The sequence below is a fragment of the Stieleria sp. JC731 genome, assembly GCF_020966635.1.
Lineage (GTDB): Bacteria > Planctomycetota > Planctomycetia > Pirellulales > Pirellulaceae > Stieleria.
Map to the genome: position 1 here is coordinate 1346593 of NZ_JAJKFQ010000005.1, position 16090 is coordinate 1362682.

Consider the following 16090-nt stretch of genomic DNA (forward strand, 5'->3'; position numbering starts at 1 on the left):
GGCGTTTGCGCTATCCCAACTAGCACTATAAGATTGCTTAGCATGCTGTCGGTCGAACGCTGTCTTCACGGGGTGAAGGGCTAAAAGGGAAAGCAACGGCCTGTTCAGCGAGAGCTAGTTTTTTGAAGACTTAGCTCATCTGGGAAACCGCTTGCACCAGCATTTGGTCCATTCGTACACGGCGTTTGCTGATCGTTGCCTGCTGGCCTAGCAGTGCGATCAGTGTGCTTTGTGCGGCAGACTCAATTTGGGTTTCCGCTTTCTGATCACGAATGGATGTCAGGAAGGCGTTTTGCTGCGCGAGCGTGTTGGCCTTAGCATTGGAGTGAGCCGAGGACTCCCAAATCAGATCGCCATTTCGGTTGAAAGCTTTGCCAGCCGCTAAATCCAAGATTCCCTTTGTCCCATGAATCGACTCACCGAGTGCATTCCAGCCTTTGGCGACTCGTCGGCATTGTGAGAGTAGCATGACGTCACCAAAGTCGTATTCAACCGTTTGGTGGTCGAAGACTTCGCGGCCCAACTGATCGACTTCATTTTCGGCTGATTCCATCGGCCGCGATTCGGACCAGCCGCCTTGGCCTTGCGCGGCGACCGGCATTTTGCCCAGCGCTAAACGAATCAGGTCCAACCCTGCGACATGCTGTTCGACCAGGAAGTCACCGCCGGTTGCGACGAAGTGGTTCCAATTCTTGATGCGATACTCGTCCGCAGACTCTCCTGAGCGCGTCGATCGCTTTCGCAGAGGGCCGCCATTGCAATAGGCCTTTGCGAACACCGGGTCGCCGATCAAACCGGCTTGAAACTGTTCAATCGAATCGATGACGCGAGGGTCATAACGGCGTTGAAAGCCGGTGTGAATCGTCAGGCGTTGTCGCTGTGCTTCGGAGGCAATCGCGTTCATTGCCAGGACGTCTTCCAAGTCGCTCGAAAGCGGTTTTTCCAAGAAGACGTGCTTTCCTGCGGCGACGATTTTACGGACGACCGCGGCCCGTTCGACCGGAGGCGTGGTGACGTAGATCGCATCGATATCAGCGACCAATAATTGATCGAGTGCGTCTTGGCCGCTTGCACGAATGCACGATTTTTCAATATGGTCCGCATGGCGACCTTTCAGCATGCGAAACATGGACTGGGTCTGTGAACCGAATCGATCTGCCAAGCCTGCAACGGTCACTTTGAAACCAGGTATGCCAATCGCTGCAGAGACGACTTCTTTGGCGCGACGACCGCATCCGAGCACACCGATGCGAATTTCCGTATTCCGATTGGCAACTGCGGCGGACGAGGCCTGTGTTGCGATGGAGCTGCCGATGGCACCACCGGCGATGATCAATCCGCCGTCCTTGATAAAGCTACGCCTCGCGAAGTGGGCCGCATCCTTGTGATTTGCCATCTTGTTCAAGCACCCTCTCGCATCTTTTGTCGCGCGCGGCTTAGCAATGGTCCGATGGAGTTTTCCGAAACACCGGTGACTTGGCTGATTTCGTGATAAGTTTTGCCTTCGAGATGGTACATCCGAACGACATTGGATTCCTGAGGGTCGAGCCGCTCCATCAGCCGCTCGACTTCTTCGCGATTTTCGATCCGCGTTGCTGATTCGGCCGCTTGCAGCTTGGATTCATCAATGTCGACTTGTTGATTGTCCACCAAGGCGGAGAGCCGACGGGCGATCACACGACGTGCGATGACCGTCAGATACGTTGCCAACGAACTGTTGCGTCGAAACCGTCGGAGCACGCCGCGGTCATTGGCGATCAGAACAAGGAACACTTCGGAAACCAAATCGTCACGAAGCGATTCGTCCAGTTTAATGCCGCGTGATTGGGCGGTGTGGTTGGCGACATGAATAACCAAGCCAAGAAATCGCTCAACAAAATCTTGCCAAGCGCGCGGTGCCCCATCGATGCAACGTTGGAGCAGTATTCGATCTATCTCTGAAAGACTCACGGTGCCGGTACCAAAGGAGAGGCTCGTCTAAAGCCGGTGTTGCTGCGTAACTCTCCGGCGAGATCCTTCGCCCAGCAGAACTCCCCTTATCCTAGGTAGACCAAGTGACAATCGCAAGCTTTTGACCATACAGAGTGTCCACCGACGCCACCTTAGATTGGTCGGGGGGGAGCAATTGTAGCGGTTACGTGGTGGTGGAGGGCTGACCCTCAATTCGCAGGCACCGAATCTGTCGTGACCTATGTTTGCTCGATAGGAAATCTTCGTTGCACTGAACTTCTCGCTTTGACCCCGATGACTCAACCGCACAGCCTGCAAAATACCGGCACCACCCAACTAGGCGCACCGACCGGCGGAAGCAGCCCCTCGAATGGTACGCAGGGGACTTCGTCCGTTGGACCGGACATAGCCGCGATGCTTGCAAACCTGCAATTTGCTGCTCAAGCTGTTTCCAACGAAGTCAACTCATCGGGACAAGACGATCCCATTTTGGCAGTCGAAAACCGGCTTGCCGCCGTGCGATTGGGCGTCGCCACGTCGCTCTACTATGCGCTTCGAGCGAAACACGCCGCTACCGCGGCTCACGGATTGCGCGTCGCCCTATTTTGCAGCAGTTGGGCCGAATCGATGGGGCTGCATCCGGATCACCGTGATCGTATCGAAGTCGCCGCATTGCTACATGACATCGGGAAAATCGGTGTCCCTGACCGGATTCTTCGAAAGCCAGGAAAATTAACCATCGACGAGCAGCTCGTCATGGACACTTGCCCTGCGCTGGGCTGTCAAATTCTGCAGGGCTGTACAAGTGATGTCGAATTGCTGGACATCGTCCGATATGGAAACGTCTGGTACGACAGCCGCCGAGACGATGAAGCACCCCGAAAAGACGCGCTGCCACTCGGTTCGCGCATGCTGTCGATCGCGGACGCTTTCGATGCGATGACAACCGAACAGGTCTATCGGGCAGCGATGAGCCGTGACGGTGCTTTGGCCGAGTTGGTTCGAAACGCAGGGACACAGTTTGATCCGTCGCTTGTCAGCGAGTTCAGCCGCCTACTGGAATCGAAGCCTGAAATCCTGCAGGGGACGATCGTGCATCGTTGGCTGCAGCAATTGCGTCCCGAGGATTCAAGCGAATATTGGACCGGTTCAACATCATTTTCAGGTTCGCGTGATTCACAGAAACGAAGCAAGCGTCAAACCGTTCGACGCGAGACGCTCTTCAACACTCAGTTGCATCGATCGCTTAAAGACGGCGTGACGTACACCGATGCCGAAGGCAACATCGAGATTTGGAATTCGGCAATGGAACGGATGACCGGTTTCCCAGCCGAAGCGATGGTTGGAAAACAATGGTCGGCGGCCGCATTGCGCATGCGGGATACGGATGTGAATCGCGACGAAGAGACCGTCTGTCCCTTGCAAGAGTGTTTGCAGACGGGCGAACCGATTCGCCGCAATATGGTGATCGAGACTCCTGGAAGCGAACCGATCTCGGTGCACGTCGAAGTCGCACCAGTTCTGGGTCAACGCCCCGGGTCGATCGGCACTGTGATCGTCATTCATGATTTGTCGGATCGAAAAAACTTAGAACGACGTCTCAGTTCGCTTCACCGAGAAACGCGACTGGATCCATTGACGCGGGTTTCAAACCGTGCCCACTTTGACGAAACGCTGCGAAAGCTTGTCGAGCAAACGGGGAAAGGTGGTGCGACGTTCTCGTTGATGATCTGTGATATCGATCATTTCAAACGCATCAACGATACCTACGGACATCCGGCAGGCGATGACGCGCTGAAAGTATTCGCGGGGATTCTAAAATCACACAGTCGAGATGGTGACTTGGTCGCCCGATACGGTGGCGAAGAATTCCTATTGCTGTCTGCTTCCTGTGATAACGCCACCGGCGCAAAACGGGCCGAAGTGATCCGCCGCGCACTCGAGGAAACGCCCGTCGAATCGCTTGATGGCGAATGCATCACCGCCAGTTTCGGCGTGACAGAGTTCCAGTCAGGCGATAGCCCAGAAACGATTCTTGCGAGAGCCGATCGTGCGTTGCTGAAAGCCAAGGACAACGGACGCAACCGAGTTGTCCAACTGGGGCTTGGAAAGATGTCAGAAGTGGCTGCCGAGCCGCAGAAAACGGGTTGGCTCGATTGGCTGACCGGAGTCGACGACACGACGACCACCAATGTCGACATTCTGATGCCGACCCCAATGGACTTGGCAATCGAAAAGCTGCGTGGCTTCGTGTCCGATCATCAAGCCGAGATCGTCAACGTGGCCGAGAATCAACTCTCGCTGAAGGTTTCTTCGCGACCTAGCCCGGGTGGAAGGCGTCGGGTCGATCACAAAATCAACTTCCATGTCGTGCTGACGCTAAGTGCTGCTCAGCAAGATGAGCTGTTGTCCAAAAATGCAGACCAGGCGAGCTACACGAAAGTCCACATCGAATTGAAACCGATACGGAATCGCGATCGTCGACGTCGAGACCTGAAAGATGCGGCGAAAGAATTGATCGCCAGCTTCCGTTGCTACTTGATGGGTGAATTGCTGCCCAGCGATCGATAGGTCGTTCGTCCAGTATTTTTTTCCAATAAGCCGAATGGGCATTAGCCCCGGTACTGTTCGGATCAGCCGATGGGCGTTAGCCCCGGTTTCCCGTACAAAAACCGCTGCTAACGCGGTGCGGCTGATAGGTCTCCAACCGTACTTGATCGTCGGATTAGCCGATGGGCGTTAGGCCCGGTTTCCCGTACAAGAACCGCCGCTAACGCGGTGCGGCTGATAGGTCTGCATCCGTACTTGATTGTTGGATCAGCCGAATGGGCATTAGCCCCGGTTTCTCGTGCAAGAACCGCCGCTAACGCGGTGCGGCTGATAGGTCTGCATTCGTACTTGATTGTTGGATCAGCCGAATGGGCGTTAGCCCCGGTTTCTCATGCAAAAACCGCCGCTAACGCGGTGCGGCGGATAGCGTTCGTTCCCTCGGGGAACTGGTATGATGGAAACCAGCGTCGAACGCTGGTTCCCATCCCCCTGCATTTCGGTGACGGTTGCTGTGTGTACCTCCACCCGTTTGCTAACGCTTGCGTGCGTTCTGATCGCAAGTCCATTCGCAATTTCCGGTCAACCGGATCCGGTGGAGGTTTCGACCGAGGCGAATGGCAAGCTTTCGGGGAAACTATCGGTTTCCGAATCTGATGTCTCGTTCCGAAACGAAATCGTTCCGCGGCTGACATTGCATGGCTGTAATTCAGGGGCCTGCCATGGTTCAGCTTCGGGACGCGGTGGGCTCGCATTGTCGCTTTATGGAAGTGCTCCCGAACGTGACTACGATTCCATCGTTCGTCAACTTAGCGGACGAAGAATCAATCTCCGTGATCCCTCGCAAAGCCTGATCCTACAAAAGGCCACCGAGTCGATCGAACACGGCGGAAAGCAAATCTTTGCCGACGGAAGCCCGAGTGCCGAAGCGTTTCGCGACTGGGTTGCTGCCGGAGCCCGTTGGGATTCCGCGTCAGAGTTACTTTCTTTAGAAGTCATTCCCACAAAGCTTGTGGTTCAAGGTAATAAGGATGTTTCGCTATCGGCTGTCGCGCACTTTGCCGACGGAAGTCAACGCGATGTGACTCGGTTGACCGTCTTTACGGCTGATGACAAGGCTGCGGTCAAGATCGGCCAAGCAGGCGTGGTAGCGGTCAATCGTCCTGGACGACACATTGTGATCGCAAGGTACCTCAACAAAGTCATCCCAGTTGAACTGTTGCGGCCATTCGATCGCGAGATCGATTCATCAATCTCTGAACCAGAATTGCTGGGATCGATTGATCGGCATGTTCTGCATCTGCAAAACACGCTCGGCTTGCGATCTGGTGATCGTGCGAACGATGCAACGCTGCGACGACGCTTGAGTCTCGATTTGACTGGACGTCTTCCAACGGTCGGTCGAGAAAAACTGGACGTCGATGCATATGTTGATGAACTGATCGGGTCACAAGCGTTCTCGGATTATTGGACGCTTCAGTTTTCTAAGATGATGCGTCTACGTCCGATCAATGGCGATCTTTTGGGGTTCGATGCGTATGAGCGTTGGTTGCGACAAAAGATTGAAGGCGATTTCAATTATCAATCGATGGCTCGCGAGTTGGTGTTGGCTTCAGGCGACAGTCATTCGGTTGGGCAAGCAAATTTCTACCGAACAGTTTCCGGTCCCCGGATGCAAGCAGAATTCTCCAGCGAATTGTTCATGGGGACTCGATTGCGATGCGCGAATTGCCATGACCACCCGTTCGATCACTGGACCCAAGACGATTACCACGGTTTGGCCGCGATCTTTGCCAAAGTAAGTTCAGGACAACAGGTTCAATTGAATCCGCGGGGCCACGTCACACATCCCGTGACTTTAATGCCCGCGGAAATGCGATTGCCCGATGGGCGAAAACTGGCTGATTCAACGCGGGATCCAAGAATCGACTTCGCGAACTGGCTGACAAACGACGACAATCCGTTTTTCGCCAAAGCCTTGGTCAATCGGCTTTGGAAACAATTGATGGGACGCGGCTTGATCGAACCGGTCGACGACATTCGTGACACCAACCCAGCGACGCACCCAGAGTTGCTGACCGAACTGACAAACGACTTCATTCGACATGGCTATGACTTTCGCCGGACGATCAAGTTGATTGCATGTAGTGACACGTATGCTCGGCGAAGTCTGCCGCTCAATCAGATGCAGCAGGCTCAGTTCTACACACATCGAATCGCCAAACCGATGCCGCCGGAAGTGCTGGCAGATGCGATTTCTGATGTCATCGGACTCTCGGAAACCTACGGAGAGTCTGACTTAGACGCTCGTGCGGTAGAAATCATTGACCCAACGATTCAGTCTCGAACACTGGATGTGCTTGGGCGATGTGATCGTACAGCTTCCTGTGAAGACGATGCCGGTCCATCCTCAGGGATCGCTCAGAAGTTGTACTTGATAAACGGAGAGGTGCTGAATGCTCGACTGAAATCCAGTGGTAACCGGATCGCGGAACTGCAAAAGCGGTTTGGGGATAGAAACGTCACGTCGTCTAACTTGGCTATCGTCGATCGGTTCTACGAAATCGCCCTGGGGCGTCAATTGTCTGAATCCGAACAAGACTACTGGACGGAGCAACTAGAGGGCATTGCCAGCGACAAAGACAGGCGGCTTTGGTTTGAAGACTTCGTTTGGGGCCTTTGCAATAGCCGTGAGTTTTTGACGATCAAATGACGACCAAACTGCAAACCTTGTGAGTTCACTGATGAATCGAAAGTACTGTGATGGACTCAGGCGTCGTGATTTCGTACGCATCGGATCGCTGGCAGCCTCAAGTGCGATCCCATTGACGTTCTGCAATCATAGATTATTCGCGGCCAATAAGATTGAACGAGCGGTAACTTCCCGGGCTAAGTCTTGCATCCTTGTCTGGCTCGATGGCGGACCGACTCACCTAGAAACATTCGATCCGAAACCGAACGCACCGAGTGAAATTCGCGGTCCGTTCGATTCCATTTCGACTTCGGTTGCTGGAGTAAGGTTGGGTGATAACCTGCCTCTGATTGCCAAGCAGATGGACAAGATATCGATCATTCGGTCGATGACATCACCGCTGGGAGAACACAATTTCGGTTCACATTATTTATTGACCGGCTACAAACCGTCCGCAGCATTAAAGTATCCGACCATCGGCGCCGCGGTCACTTCACAGCGTTCAAAAGAGAGCGTGTTGCCGGCGAACGTGTTACCGGCAAGCATTGCGGTCCCGAGGTTCACGAACAATGTGACTCCACAGGGTTTTCTTGCCGAAACGTTCGCCCCCTTTGAAGTGCGCGGCAATCTGGATGATCCGAAATTCGCGGTTCGTGATTTGGAAACTTATCCGGAAATCGATTTGGATCGCCTGACGCGTCGTCAACAATTCGTTCGCTCGATCGACCGTTTGTCTGGGGCCGCGGATGTGGACCGTCAACTCGCACGAGCGTACGAACTCGTTTTATCGGCGGATGCAAAGTCTGCATTTTCTCTGGACGAAGAGCCTCAATCGTTACGACGCCGGTACGGTCGTGGGGGTGGGCATGGGATCGGTCAGGGTTGCCTGTTGGCGAGGCGGCTGGTCGAACGCGGTGTTGACTTTGTCACTGTCCACAGCGCGGGCTGGGATTCACATCAGGATCTTACAACGCTTCGTTCTCGATTTCCCGGCGATCGCAATGCGTTACTCCCAAGCCTCGACAGAGCGGTGGGGACATTGATCGAAGACCTGCATGGGCGAGGCCTTCTGGATGAGACTTTAGTCGTCGTGATGGGGGAGTTCGGGCGAACGCCAAAGGTCAATGTTGATGGAGGGCGGGATCATTGGCCCAACGTATTTTCTGTTGTTATCGCCGGTGGAGGCGTTCGAGGCGGACAGGTTATTGGTGCAAGTGATGCGTTGGGTGAAAGCCCGCTTGATCGACCGATTACACCCTCGGATTTGGCCGCATCCATCTATACACAGCTTGGCATTGACCCGAGTGCGACGCTGCAGACCCCCGACGGTCGCACGATTCGTTTAACCCCAGAAGGTTCAAGCCCAGTTCGGGAGTTGGTGTCGACGGTCGGTTGAGAAGAGGCGTGATCGGAATTCGTTCGATAGTTATCAGCCGCAACGCGCCAACGTACGGTTTTCGGTGGTTCGACTGAAGAAACCGCAGGCTGGCGCCACGCGGCTGATGGTGAAACCGAACGTGCACGCCACAGACATCAACCGCGACTCGCCAACGAGCGGTTATGGTTGGGACGGCTGTGGGAACCGCAGGCTGGCGCCATGCGGCTGATGGTGAGATTGAACGTGCACGCCACAGACATCAGCCGCGACGCGCGAGCGTGCGGTTTTGGCTGGGATGGCTGTGGGAACCGCAGGCTGGCGCCACGCGCTGATGGTGAAACTGAACGTGCACGCTACAGACATCAGCCGCAACGCGCCAGCGTGCGGTTCTGGCTGGGACGACTGTGGGAACCGCAGGCTGGCGCCATGCGGCTGATGGTGAGATTGAACGTGCACGCCACAGACATCAGCTGCTACAGGCCAGCGTGCAGTTTTGGTTGAGACGACCGTGGGAACCGCAGGCTGGCGCCACGCGCTGATGGTGAGATTGAACGTGCGTGCCACAGGCATCAGCCGCAACGCGCCAGCGTGCGGTTTGGTTGGGACGACTGTGGAAACCGCAGGCTGGCGCCATGCGGCTAATGGTGAAATCGAACGTGCACGCCACAGACATCAACCGCGACTCGCCAACGAGCGGTTATGGTTGGGACGGCTGTGGGAACCGCAGGCTGGCGCCATGCGGCTGATGGTGAAATCGAAAGAGCACGCCACAGACATCAGCCGCGACGCGCGAGCGTGCGGTTTTGGCTGGGATGGCTGTGGGAACCGCAGGCTGGCGCCATGCGGCTGATGGTGAAACCGAACGTGCGTGCCACAGACATCAGCCGCAACGCGCGAGCGTGCGGTTCTGGTTGGGATGACTGTGGGAACCGCAGGCTGGCGCCATGCGGCTGATGGTGAAACTGAACGTGCACGCTACAGACATCAGCCGCAACGCGCCAGCGTGCGGTTCTGGTTGCGATGGCTGTGGTAACCGCAGGCTGGCGCCACGCGGCTGATGGTGAAACTGAACGTGCACGCTACAGACATCAGCCGCAACGCGCCAGCGTGCGGTTCTGGCTGGGACGACTGTGGGAACCGCAGGCTGGCGCCATGCGGCTGATGGTGAAACCGAACGTTCGTGCCACAGATATCAGCGGCTACGCGTTAGCGTGCGGTTTTGGATGGGACGGCTGTGGGAACCGCAGGCTGGCGCCATGCGGCTGATGGTGAGATTGAACGTGCACGCCACAGACATCAGCTGCTACAGGCCAGCGTGCAGTTTTGGTTGAGACGACCGTGGGAACCGCTGGCTGGCGCCATGCGGCTGATGGTGAGATTGAACGTGCACGCCACAGACATCAGCCGCGACGCGCTAGCGTGCGGTTCTGGCAGGTACGGCTGTGGGAACCGCTGGCTGGCGCCATGCGGCCGATGGTGAAACCGAACGTGCATGCCACAAACATCTTTTCGCGTTTCAGCGGACGACATCCAACAGCAACTGTTCGTATCGATCAACCATCGTTTGCCAACCGAAACGATCGAGAACATCGGGGCCGCGACGCCCCAGTTGCTCACGTTGGTCTGGATTTTCGATCAGCTGCTTGATGGCGTTTGCCAACGAAGTGACATCGTTTTCGATCAGCAATCCGTCATGCTTGTCTTGAATGATCGCTCGTGGCCCACTTTCGCAGTCCACCGAAATGGTTGGAATCGCCATCGCCATCGCTTCCAACAACACAGACGGGAATCCTTCGTACCGACTGGACAAACAAAACATGGTGGCCTGAGCCAAGGCCGGGCCCAAAGGTTGAACCCATCCCGGTAGTTCGACTCGAGCAGAAAGACCGAGCGATTCGATTTGCCGCTGAAGGGTTTCTCGCTGTGAGCCTTCGCCGTAAATGTGCAGTGACCATTCTGGGTGCTGGGCGGTGGCAATCGCAAAGGCGTCGACCAGTCGATCGAAGCCCTTTTCGATCTCTAGTCGGCCTGCGCCGACGATTCGTCTGTTCGCTTGTGCTTCATCGCGACAGGACGAGCTTTCAGGTTGTTTTACAGCCGAAGGAATGACAACCACGTTCTGAGAGAAAGCAGCCAGAAACGCCTTCGCAGCGTCTGTCAACGCGACAACACGAATCGCACGCCGGTAAGTGCGGCTTCGAAGCCACCCCCACACCGAGCCGAGCGACTGAGCCGCGGGATCACTCCGTTCACAGACAACGATCGGCGGGCGATGCAATGGCTTTGCCATCAGCACATCGATATTCATGCGGTCGCAGAACGAAAGAACGGCATCAGGGGTGATCGAGTCGATTGCCGTGGCAATACCTTTCTGACGTTTCAGCACCTGACGCCACTTGGCCAGAGGGCCGCGCGCATTGGACTTGACGTTCAGGCACATCCGTTTGACGGACGGACTTGTCGACCTCCGTTGCGGGCCATCGTCAGATAGCGTGACTAACGTGATTTTGTGACCACGCAATGCCAAATCATCGGCGAGTGCGGCCATGACGCGTTCTGCCCCGCCACCAGATAACGAGTGGATGAAGCATGCGACCTTGAGTGATCTGTTCAACGAATGTCGTTGGGCGTGAATAACTTAACCAGAAAAACGACAGGTCGAGCGAGTGCTTAGATCGGTTCGGCGCCTGCGGGAGTCGGAATCGGTTCCGGTAATAGCTCTTCACCAACCTGCGGAAACTGCTGCTCGGTCGTAGGCGGTTTGGGTTCTGGTGGAACGACATCGAAGTTCGCCCGAGCGGTTTCAGGTGAAGTCGTCACATCCCCACTGGGTATCGGTGCGGTGAACGTTTCGTCGGAATCGACCGGTTCATATGCGACCCACTGGTTTAGCAAGCGATAGGTCGCATCAAATCCGGCTGTCGAACGTAGCCATCGAAGATCAGGATTTTGGGTCACACCTTCAAACCGATCGACCGCTTCAACGAGTTCACGAGTGATGTTACCGGTGTTCGTCGCGCTGATGATGTGATCAAGCTTTAGATAGTCGATCCAGATTTGGCCCTGCTCCCCAAGGGAGGCCAGCTTCGAAAGCAACGTCGAAGACGAAAGGCGAAGGCTGTCAAGCTGAGCAGGTTGATTCGGCTGTGGAAAGCGTGACGCGACGTCAGCGGAATCTTCCAGCAGTCGCTCGCCCGGGACCGGTGTGATGGAGCCAAGTGGGACTTCTGATGAACCGTAATACGGGGTGTTCACCGGAGGGTAGTCACCATAATCGGGGACTCGGTAGTCGGGAGTTCGGTATGCCGGTGCGTACGATGGTGGGACGTGTTCGTATTCGTAGCCGTATCGATAGGCAGGGCGATACGATTGGTAGCTATATCCGTACGAGTATCGAGGTGGCATCGATGAACTTGGTGCCACGTTCAATGAAAAGAACGGTGTCTGTATCCGGACACCACTGGGGGCCGAAGGTATTGGTGGGGCGGGGGCGAGATACCTGCCGGGGATGACTGGCGCGACAATCGGTGCACCATAGCCACGACGGAAACGTTGCGCTTCCGCATTCGAAGGTCCCAAAAGCGAGAGGAACGCGATCACGACGAAAAGTCGTAGCGAGCCGTTTCGCAGAAGTTTGATGATGGAGGACATCGCAACACCTGAGTTGTATTTCACCGGACATGCTCAGTCTGAGCTGCCAAGACCGAAGGCGTAACTTGAAACAAGTAACGGTCCGCCGGCCATCTACCATTGTAGCGTAAGCCCACGAAAGAACAGATGAATTGCCGGGGCACAGAATCGCCGCGACTGGTCGGTTGCTCGCACTTATAACCGTTCTATTCGTTATCCGAGTCCATCTTGGGGCCGACCATCCGGCGTTTGCGGAGGGGGCGGATTGGTTTGCGTGAACCCAATGATTTGGCGCCGGAGGTTCGGTATCTGGCCGGCCAACTCGGAGCTTGGCTAAAGTTTCTCGGTCTGCTTGTCAAACAGAGGCATCGGGAAGTCGGGTTCGATCGTTCGATCATTCAGAAACGCTTGTTCGAGCCGATGAACAATTTCAGGATGCTTCTCAGCCAAATTATTCGACTCGGTGACATCCGTTTCTAGGTCATACAGTTCCCACTCGCCCGGATTTTTACGCAGCACGTTTCGGCGAATTGCTTTCCATTTGCCATCTCGTACCGCGACGATTCCGCCATAGCCATTGAAATTCCAAATCAAAGGTTTCGCCCGCTCGGTTGGCTGGCCTTCAAGAAGGCTAACAAGACTGATTCCATCAAGGGTCTGCGCTGTCGGCAAAGCAGCGCCCGCGACTTCGGCTAATGTGGGGAACCAATCCGGGAAGTAACTCGGGAAACTGTTGGTCGTGCCTGGGTGAACGTAACCCGGCCAGCGAACAATACAGGGGATCCGGATGCCTCCTTCGTCAGCGCTACCCTTGAAGCCCTTTAAGCCACCATTGGAATTGAAAAAGGTGCATGCCGCACCACCGATATGAAACTTTGGATTTCGTCCGCCGTGAGTCGGTCCATTGTCCGATGTAAAGATCACGATCGTGTTGTTAACCAACGCATGTTTCTCAAGTCGGTCGAGGACTTTTCCGACGTGCTCGTCAAGATCGGAGATCATTGCGGCATAGGCGGCACGTGGTCTGGGGTGAGGAAGGTATCCGTTGTCACCTCGGTAAACACCGTTTTCTTCGTCCCAAGATTCAGGGTATTGGTCGATCCATTCTTGCGGCGGTTGCATCGACACGTGTGGTTCAACGAATGGCAAGTACAGAAAGAACGGTGCGTCTTTGTTTTGATCGAGGAACTTCAATGCTTGTTGCAAAATAAGGTCCGGCGCATAGTTGGCAGAGCGATAGTCGTCAGCGCTGACAGGCCCCTCGGGTTTTGAATCGTGTCCTGGGATCGGGTATTTGTTGATTCGTACTTCACGTTCGTCACTATCAAGGAACAGCGGATAGTAACTGTGCGCGTTTCGTTGTCCGTTGTATCCATAGAAACGATCGAAACCCTGTTTGATCGGAGAACCTTCGGTGTTCGATGGTCCCAGCCCCCACTTGCCAAACGCACCTGTTTTATAGCCCGAGCCTTTGAGGACTTCGGCGATGGTGACGATATCGGCGGTGATCGGAAACTGCCCAGGAAAGACTCGACCATTTCCTGAATCTCGATTGCTGCGGATTTCGGCATGGCCCAAGTGTTGGCCGGTCATCAGTGTGCAGCGTGCCGGGGCACAGACTGGCGCTCCGGTGTAGTGATCTAAAAATCGAACACCCTCACTTGCCAAGCGATCGAGGTTCGGAGTTTTGATTTTCTCCTGTCCGTAGCAGCCGAGTTCACCATAGCCCAAGTCATCGGCGAGAATAAATACGATGTTTGGAGGCGCAGCGATCGTGTGATTGGCTGATACAAGGATGCTCGTGATACAGAGCAAACCACCGATCAAACCCCGATTGCTGCGAAGGTTCCTACAGCTTCCGATCGAGATGACTTGTTTAGCAAAGAGACCGAGTTGCTGAATCATGTTGGCCTGCGCTTGATGGCTAATAGCTTTTTGGGAAACGCCCAGACAGTAAACCCCGATCGCTGCCGGATACTGAGTGCGGAGTAGCTGGACTCGTAAAGTCGGTTCCTACAGAGGGAAGTTTCTACTGTGTGAATGCCGATGTCAAATTTCCTGCTGCTGCTAACCATCGGACCTGCGTGAAACGTCGAGAGCTATCGCGGCATGGTTCTAACTGGTGGGGCACTGCGCTGCGTCAAATGATGCGATGGTCAATCACAAATTGCCATTCGCATCTTCATGGTCAGGCATCGCCGTTCTTTCAGTCGGGTGGGTTTGGCGAGCATTGCCGGCCCGGTATATTTTTGCATTGAAATCGCAATTTCGGTATCGAAAGGAACATCCCATGGCTGATTGGTTGGAACCGGGCACGAAAGCCCCTGCATTCACTTTGAAAGATGACGCGGGTAACAAGGTCAAGCTGAGCGATCTTAAAGGCAACCCCGTCGTCCTGTATTTCTACCCCCGCGATGACACGCCGGGCTGTACGAAAGAGGCTTGCGCGTTCCGAGATCGATACGACGAGATGAAAGCACTTGGAGCTCAGCTTTTTGGAGTCAGCGCAGACACCGCCGAGAGCCATGCCGCGTTTCGCGAAAAGTATTCTTTGCCGTTCCCGTTGCTAGTCGATGAAAAGCACGCGATGCTCGAAAAGTACGGAGCGTGGCGTGAGAAAAACATGTACGGCAAAATATCCATGGGCATCCAAAGAAGTACCTACCTGCTGGATGCGGAAGGCAAGGTTGTCAAGGTTTGGAAACGCGTCAAAGTTGACGGTCACGACCAGAAAGTCATCGAGGCGATAACTGAGTTGACTGAAAAGTAGCAGTATCGTCCAGTGATTCGATGGTTGATCTCAGGACAAGTTGGACATGAAATGCAGTTCAGCTAAGAGCTTTGACTGAATTGTTTTAACGACACCTCGGATCGTTTTCCGGCGTTCCGTCCAAGGTCGATCAGTTGTTCGGGTGTCGTAAAGTCGTACCAGGGAAACTCACCCACGTCCGGTCGAATCACAACATCGGCGAGCGCCAGTGCGTGCCGCCGGCAGATCGCTTCGCCCAACTCTTCCATTCGTAGCATCACATCAACGGTGGTGCCAAAGGAGTCGCCGCTTCGCAGGTTGCTGCCGACGTCGATCGCAATCGTTGGCAGGCCGTAGGACTGGGCGACCAAGACAGGGATCGAATCGAGTACCCCAATATCTGTTAGCAGCATTCCGTCCCACTGGATCGGTGGAAAGAACCCCGGAATGGACATTGATGCGAGGATCGCGCGACGTAGCGACCCTGATTCGATCACGACACGATGTCCACTTTTTAAATCCGCCGCAACAATGCTAAGTGGACAGTTGGTCTCGCGAATATCAATATCGGGAATCAGACTCTCGATCGCTTCGTTGAGTAGCGCGTTGGACATCATCGCCGGGCCTGACATGATTTTCGAAAGACGATGGCCGTGGCGCATCATTTTTTCGAGCCGCCGATACCAAGTCGCAAACCAATCCAACGGCGTTGACGATTCCGATTGATCGGCTTTTCGTTTGCTGACCTTTTCGGCGTCATCCATCAATCCGCGACACTTACCAGAAAAGATCGGCGAATGCAGCAGTTCGATCGCTTTGGCCTGCACCCGCTTGATGTCTAGATCGATCGCACAAAGGCTACCCATCAGACTGCCGATGCTGACACCCACGATGCGCTCGGTTCGAACCCCTGCACCGCCGATCGCCTCCATGGCCCCGAGATGAGCGAGTCCCCGCGCCCCTCCGCCCCCCATCGCAACGACAACACCGGGGCTTGGGTCATGATTCAAAATCACGTTTGCATGTTTTGCTCCGGCATTGACGAAGCTTGCTGTACTCATCGCAGCTCCTCCTCAAGGACATTGATACGAGCGAACATGCCAGAATCGATTTCCAGGCACACGTTGCGCCGAAAGGTTGATGG

10 protein-coding genes are annotated in these 16090 nt (G+C 55.1%); 4 read left to right on the plus strand and 6 right to left on the minus strand.

Annotated features, from left to right (window positions below):
* Positions 1-130: 130 nt before the first annotated feature.
* Positions 131-1396, minus strand: a complete 1266-nt coding sequence (locus LOC67_RS15800) for a Gfo/Idh/MocA family protein (RefSeq protein ID WP_230263579.1) — start codon at positions 1394-1396, stop codon at positions 131-133.
* 5 nt (positions 1397-1401) lie between these two features.
* A complete protein-coding gene (locus LOC67_RS15805) occupies positions 1402-1857 on the minus strand; it encodes a sigma-70 family RNA polymerase sigma factor (protein ID WP_230263580.1) in 456 nt (151 codons plus the stop codon).
* 387 nt (positions 1858-2244) lie between these two features.
* Between LOC67_RS15805 and LOC67_RS15810 the strand changes: the two genes are divergently transcribed.
* The 3 genes from LOC67_RS15810 (at position 2245) to LOC67_RS15820 (ending at position 8585) form a co-directional block, all read left to right on the plus strand.
* On the plus strand, positions 2245-4521 hold the full coding sequence (locus LOC67_RS15810; protein ID WP_230263581.1) for a diguanylate cyclase domain-containing protein: 2277 nt from the start codon (positions 2245-2247) through the stop codon (positions 4519-4521).
* Positions 4522-4951: 430 nt separating this feature from the next.
* Positions 4952-7210 carry a DUF1553 domain-containing protein gene (locus LOC67_RS15815; protein ID WP_230263582.1) on the plus strand — a complete coding sequence of 753 codons (2259 nt, stop codon included), beginning with the start codon at positions 4952-4954 and terminating at the stop codon, positions 7208-7210.
* A gap of 31 nt (positions 7211-7241) precedes the next feature.
* Positions 7242-8585 (plus strand): DUF1501 domain-containing protein, encoded by a 1344-nt coding sequence (locus LOC67_RS15820; RefSeq protein ID WP_230263583.1) that lies wholly within the window; start codon positions 7242-7244, stop codon positions 8583-8585.
* A gap of 1498 nt (positions 8586-10083) precedes the next feature.
* Here the strand turns inward: LOC67_RS15820 and LOC67_RS15825 are convergent.
* The 3 genes from LOC67_RS15825 to LOC67_RS15835 form a co-directional block, all read right to left on the minus strand.
* Positions 10084-11181: a glycosyltransferase family 4 protein gene (locus tag LOC67_RS15825; RefSeq protein ID WP_230263584.1), complete on the minus strand. Its 1098-nt coding sequence runs from the start codon at positions 11179-11181 to the stop codon at positions 10084-10086.
* Between the two features lie 56 nt (positions 11182-11237).
* Positions 11238-12242, minus strand: a complete 1005-nt coding sequence (locus LOC67_RS15830) for a hypothetical protein (protein ID WP_230263585.1) — start codon at positions 12240-12242, stop codon at positions 11238-11240.
* A 288-nt stretch (positions 12243-12530) separates the two neighbouring features.
* Positions 12531-14102 carry an arylsulfatase gene (locus LOC67_RS15835; protein WP_230263586.1) on the minus strand — a complete coding sequence of 524 codons (1572 nt, stop codon included), beginning with the start codon at positions 14100-14102 and terminating at the stop codon, positions 12531-12533.
* A gap of 385 nt (positions 14103-14487) precedes the next feature.
* Between LOC67_RS15835 and bcp the strand changes: the two genes are divergently transcribed.
* Positions 14488-14967 carry a thioredoxin-dependent thiol peroxidase gene (gene bcp / locus LOC67_RS15840; protein ID WP_230263587.1) on the plus strand — a complete coding sequence of 160 codons (480 nt, stop codon included), beginning with the start codon at positions 14488-14490 and terminating at the stop codon, positions 14965-14967.
* A 62-nt stretch (positions 14968-15029) separates the two neighbouring features.
* Here bcp and LOC67_RS15845 read toward each other — a convergent pair whose 3' ends face one another.
* Complete coding sequence (locus tag LOC67_RS15845) at positions 15030-16007, minus strand: patatin-like phospholipase family protein (protein ID WP_230263588.1); 978 nt, start codon at positions 16005-16007, stop codon at positions 15030-15032.
* Between the last annotated feature and the right edge of the window lie 83 nt (positions 16008-16090).

Excerpts from the sequence above, each read along its gene's own strand:
- LOC67_RS15800 (WP_230263579.1), bottom strand. The coding sequence starts at position 1,396 with ATGGCAAATCACAAGGATGCGGCCCACTTCGCGAGGCGTAGCTTTATC.
- LOC67_RS15810 (WP_230263581.1), top strand. The coding sequence starts at position 2,245 with ATGACTCAACCGCACAGCCTGCAAAATACCGGCACCACCCAACTAGGC.
- LOC67_RS15815 (WP_230263582.1), top strand. The coding sequence starts at position 4,952 with ATGATGGAAACCAGCGTCGAACGCTGGTTCCCATCCCCCTGCATTTCG.
- LOC67_RS15820 (WP_230263583.1), top strand. The coding sequence starts at position 7,242 with ATGAATCGAAAGTACTGTGATGGACTCAGGCGTCGTGATTTCGTACGC.
- LOC67_RS15835 (WP_230263586.1), bottom strand. The coding sequence starts at position 14,102 with ATGATTCAGCAACTCGGTCTCTTTGCTAAACAAGTCATCTCGATCGGA.
- bcp (WP_230263587.1), top strand. The coding sequence starts at position 14,488 with ATGGCTGATTGGTTGGAACCGGGCACGAAAGCCCCTGCATTCACTTTG.
- LOC67_RS15845 (WP_230263588.1), bottom strand. The coding sequence starts at position 16,007 with ATGAGTACAGCAAGCTTCGTCAATGCCGGAGCAAAACATGCAAACGTG.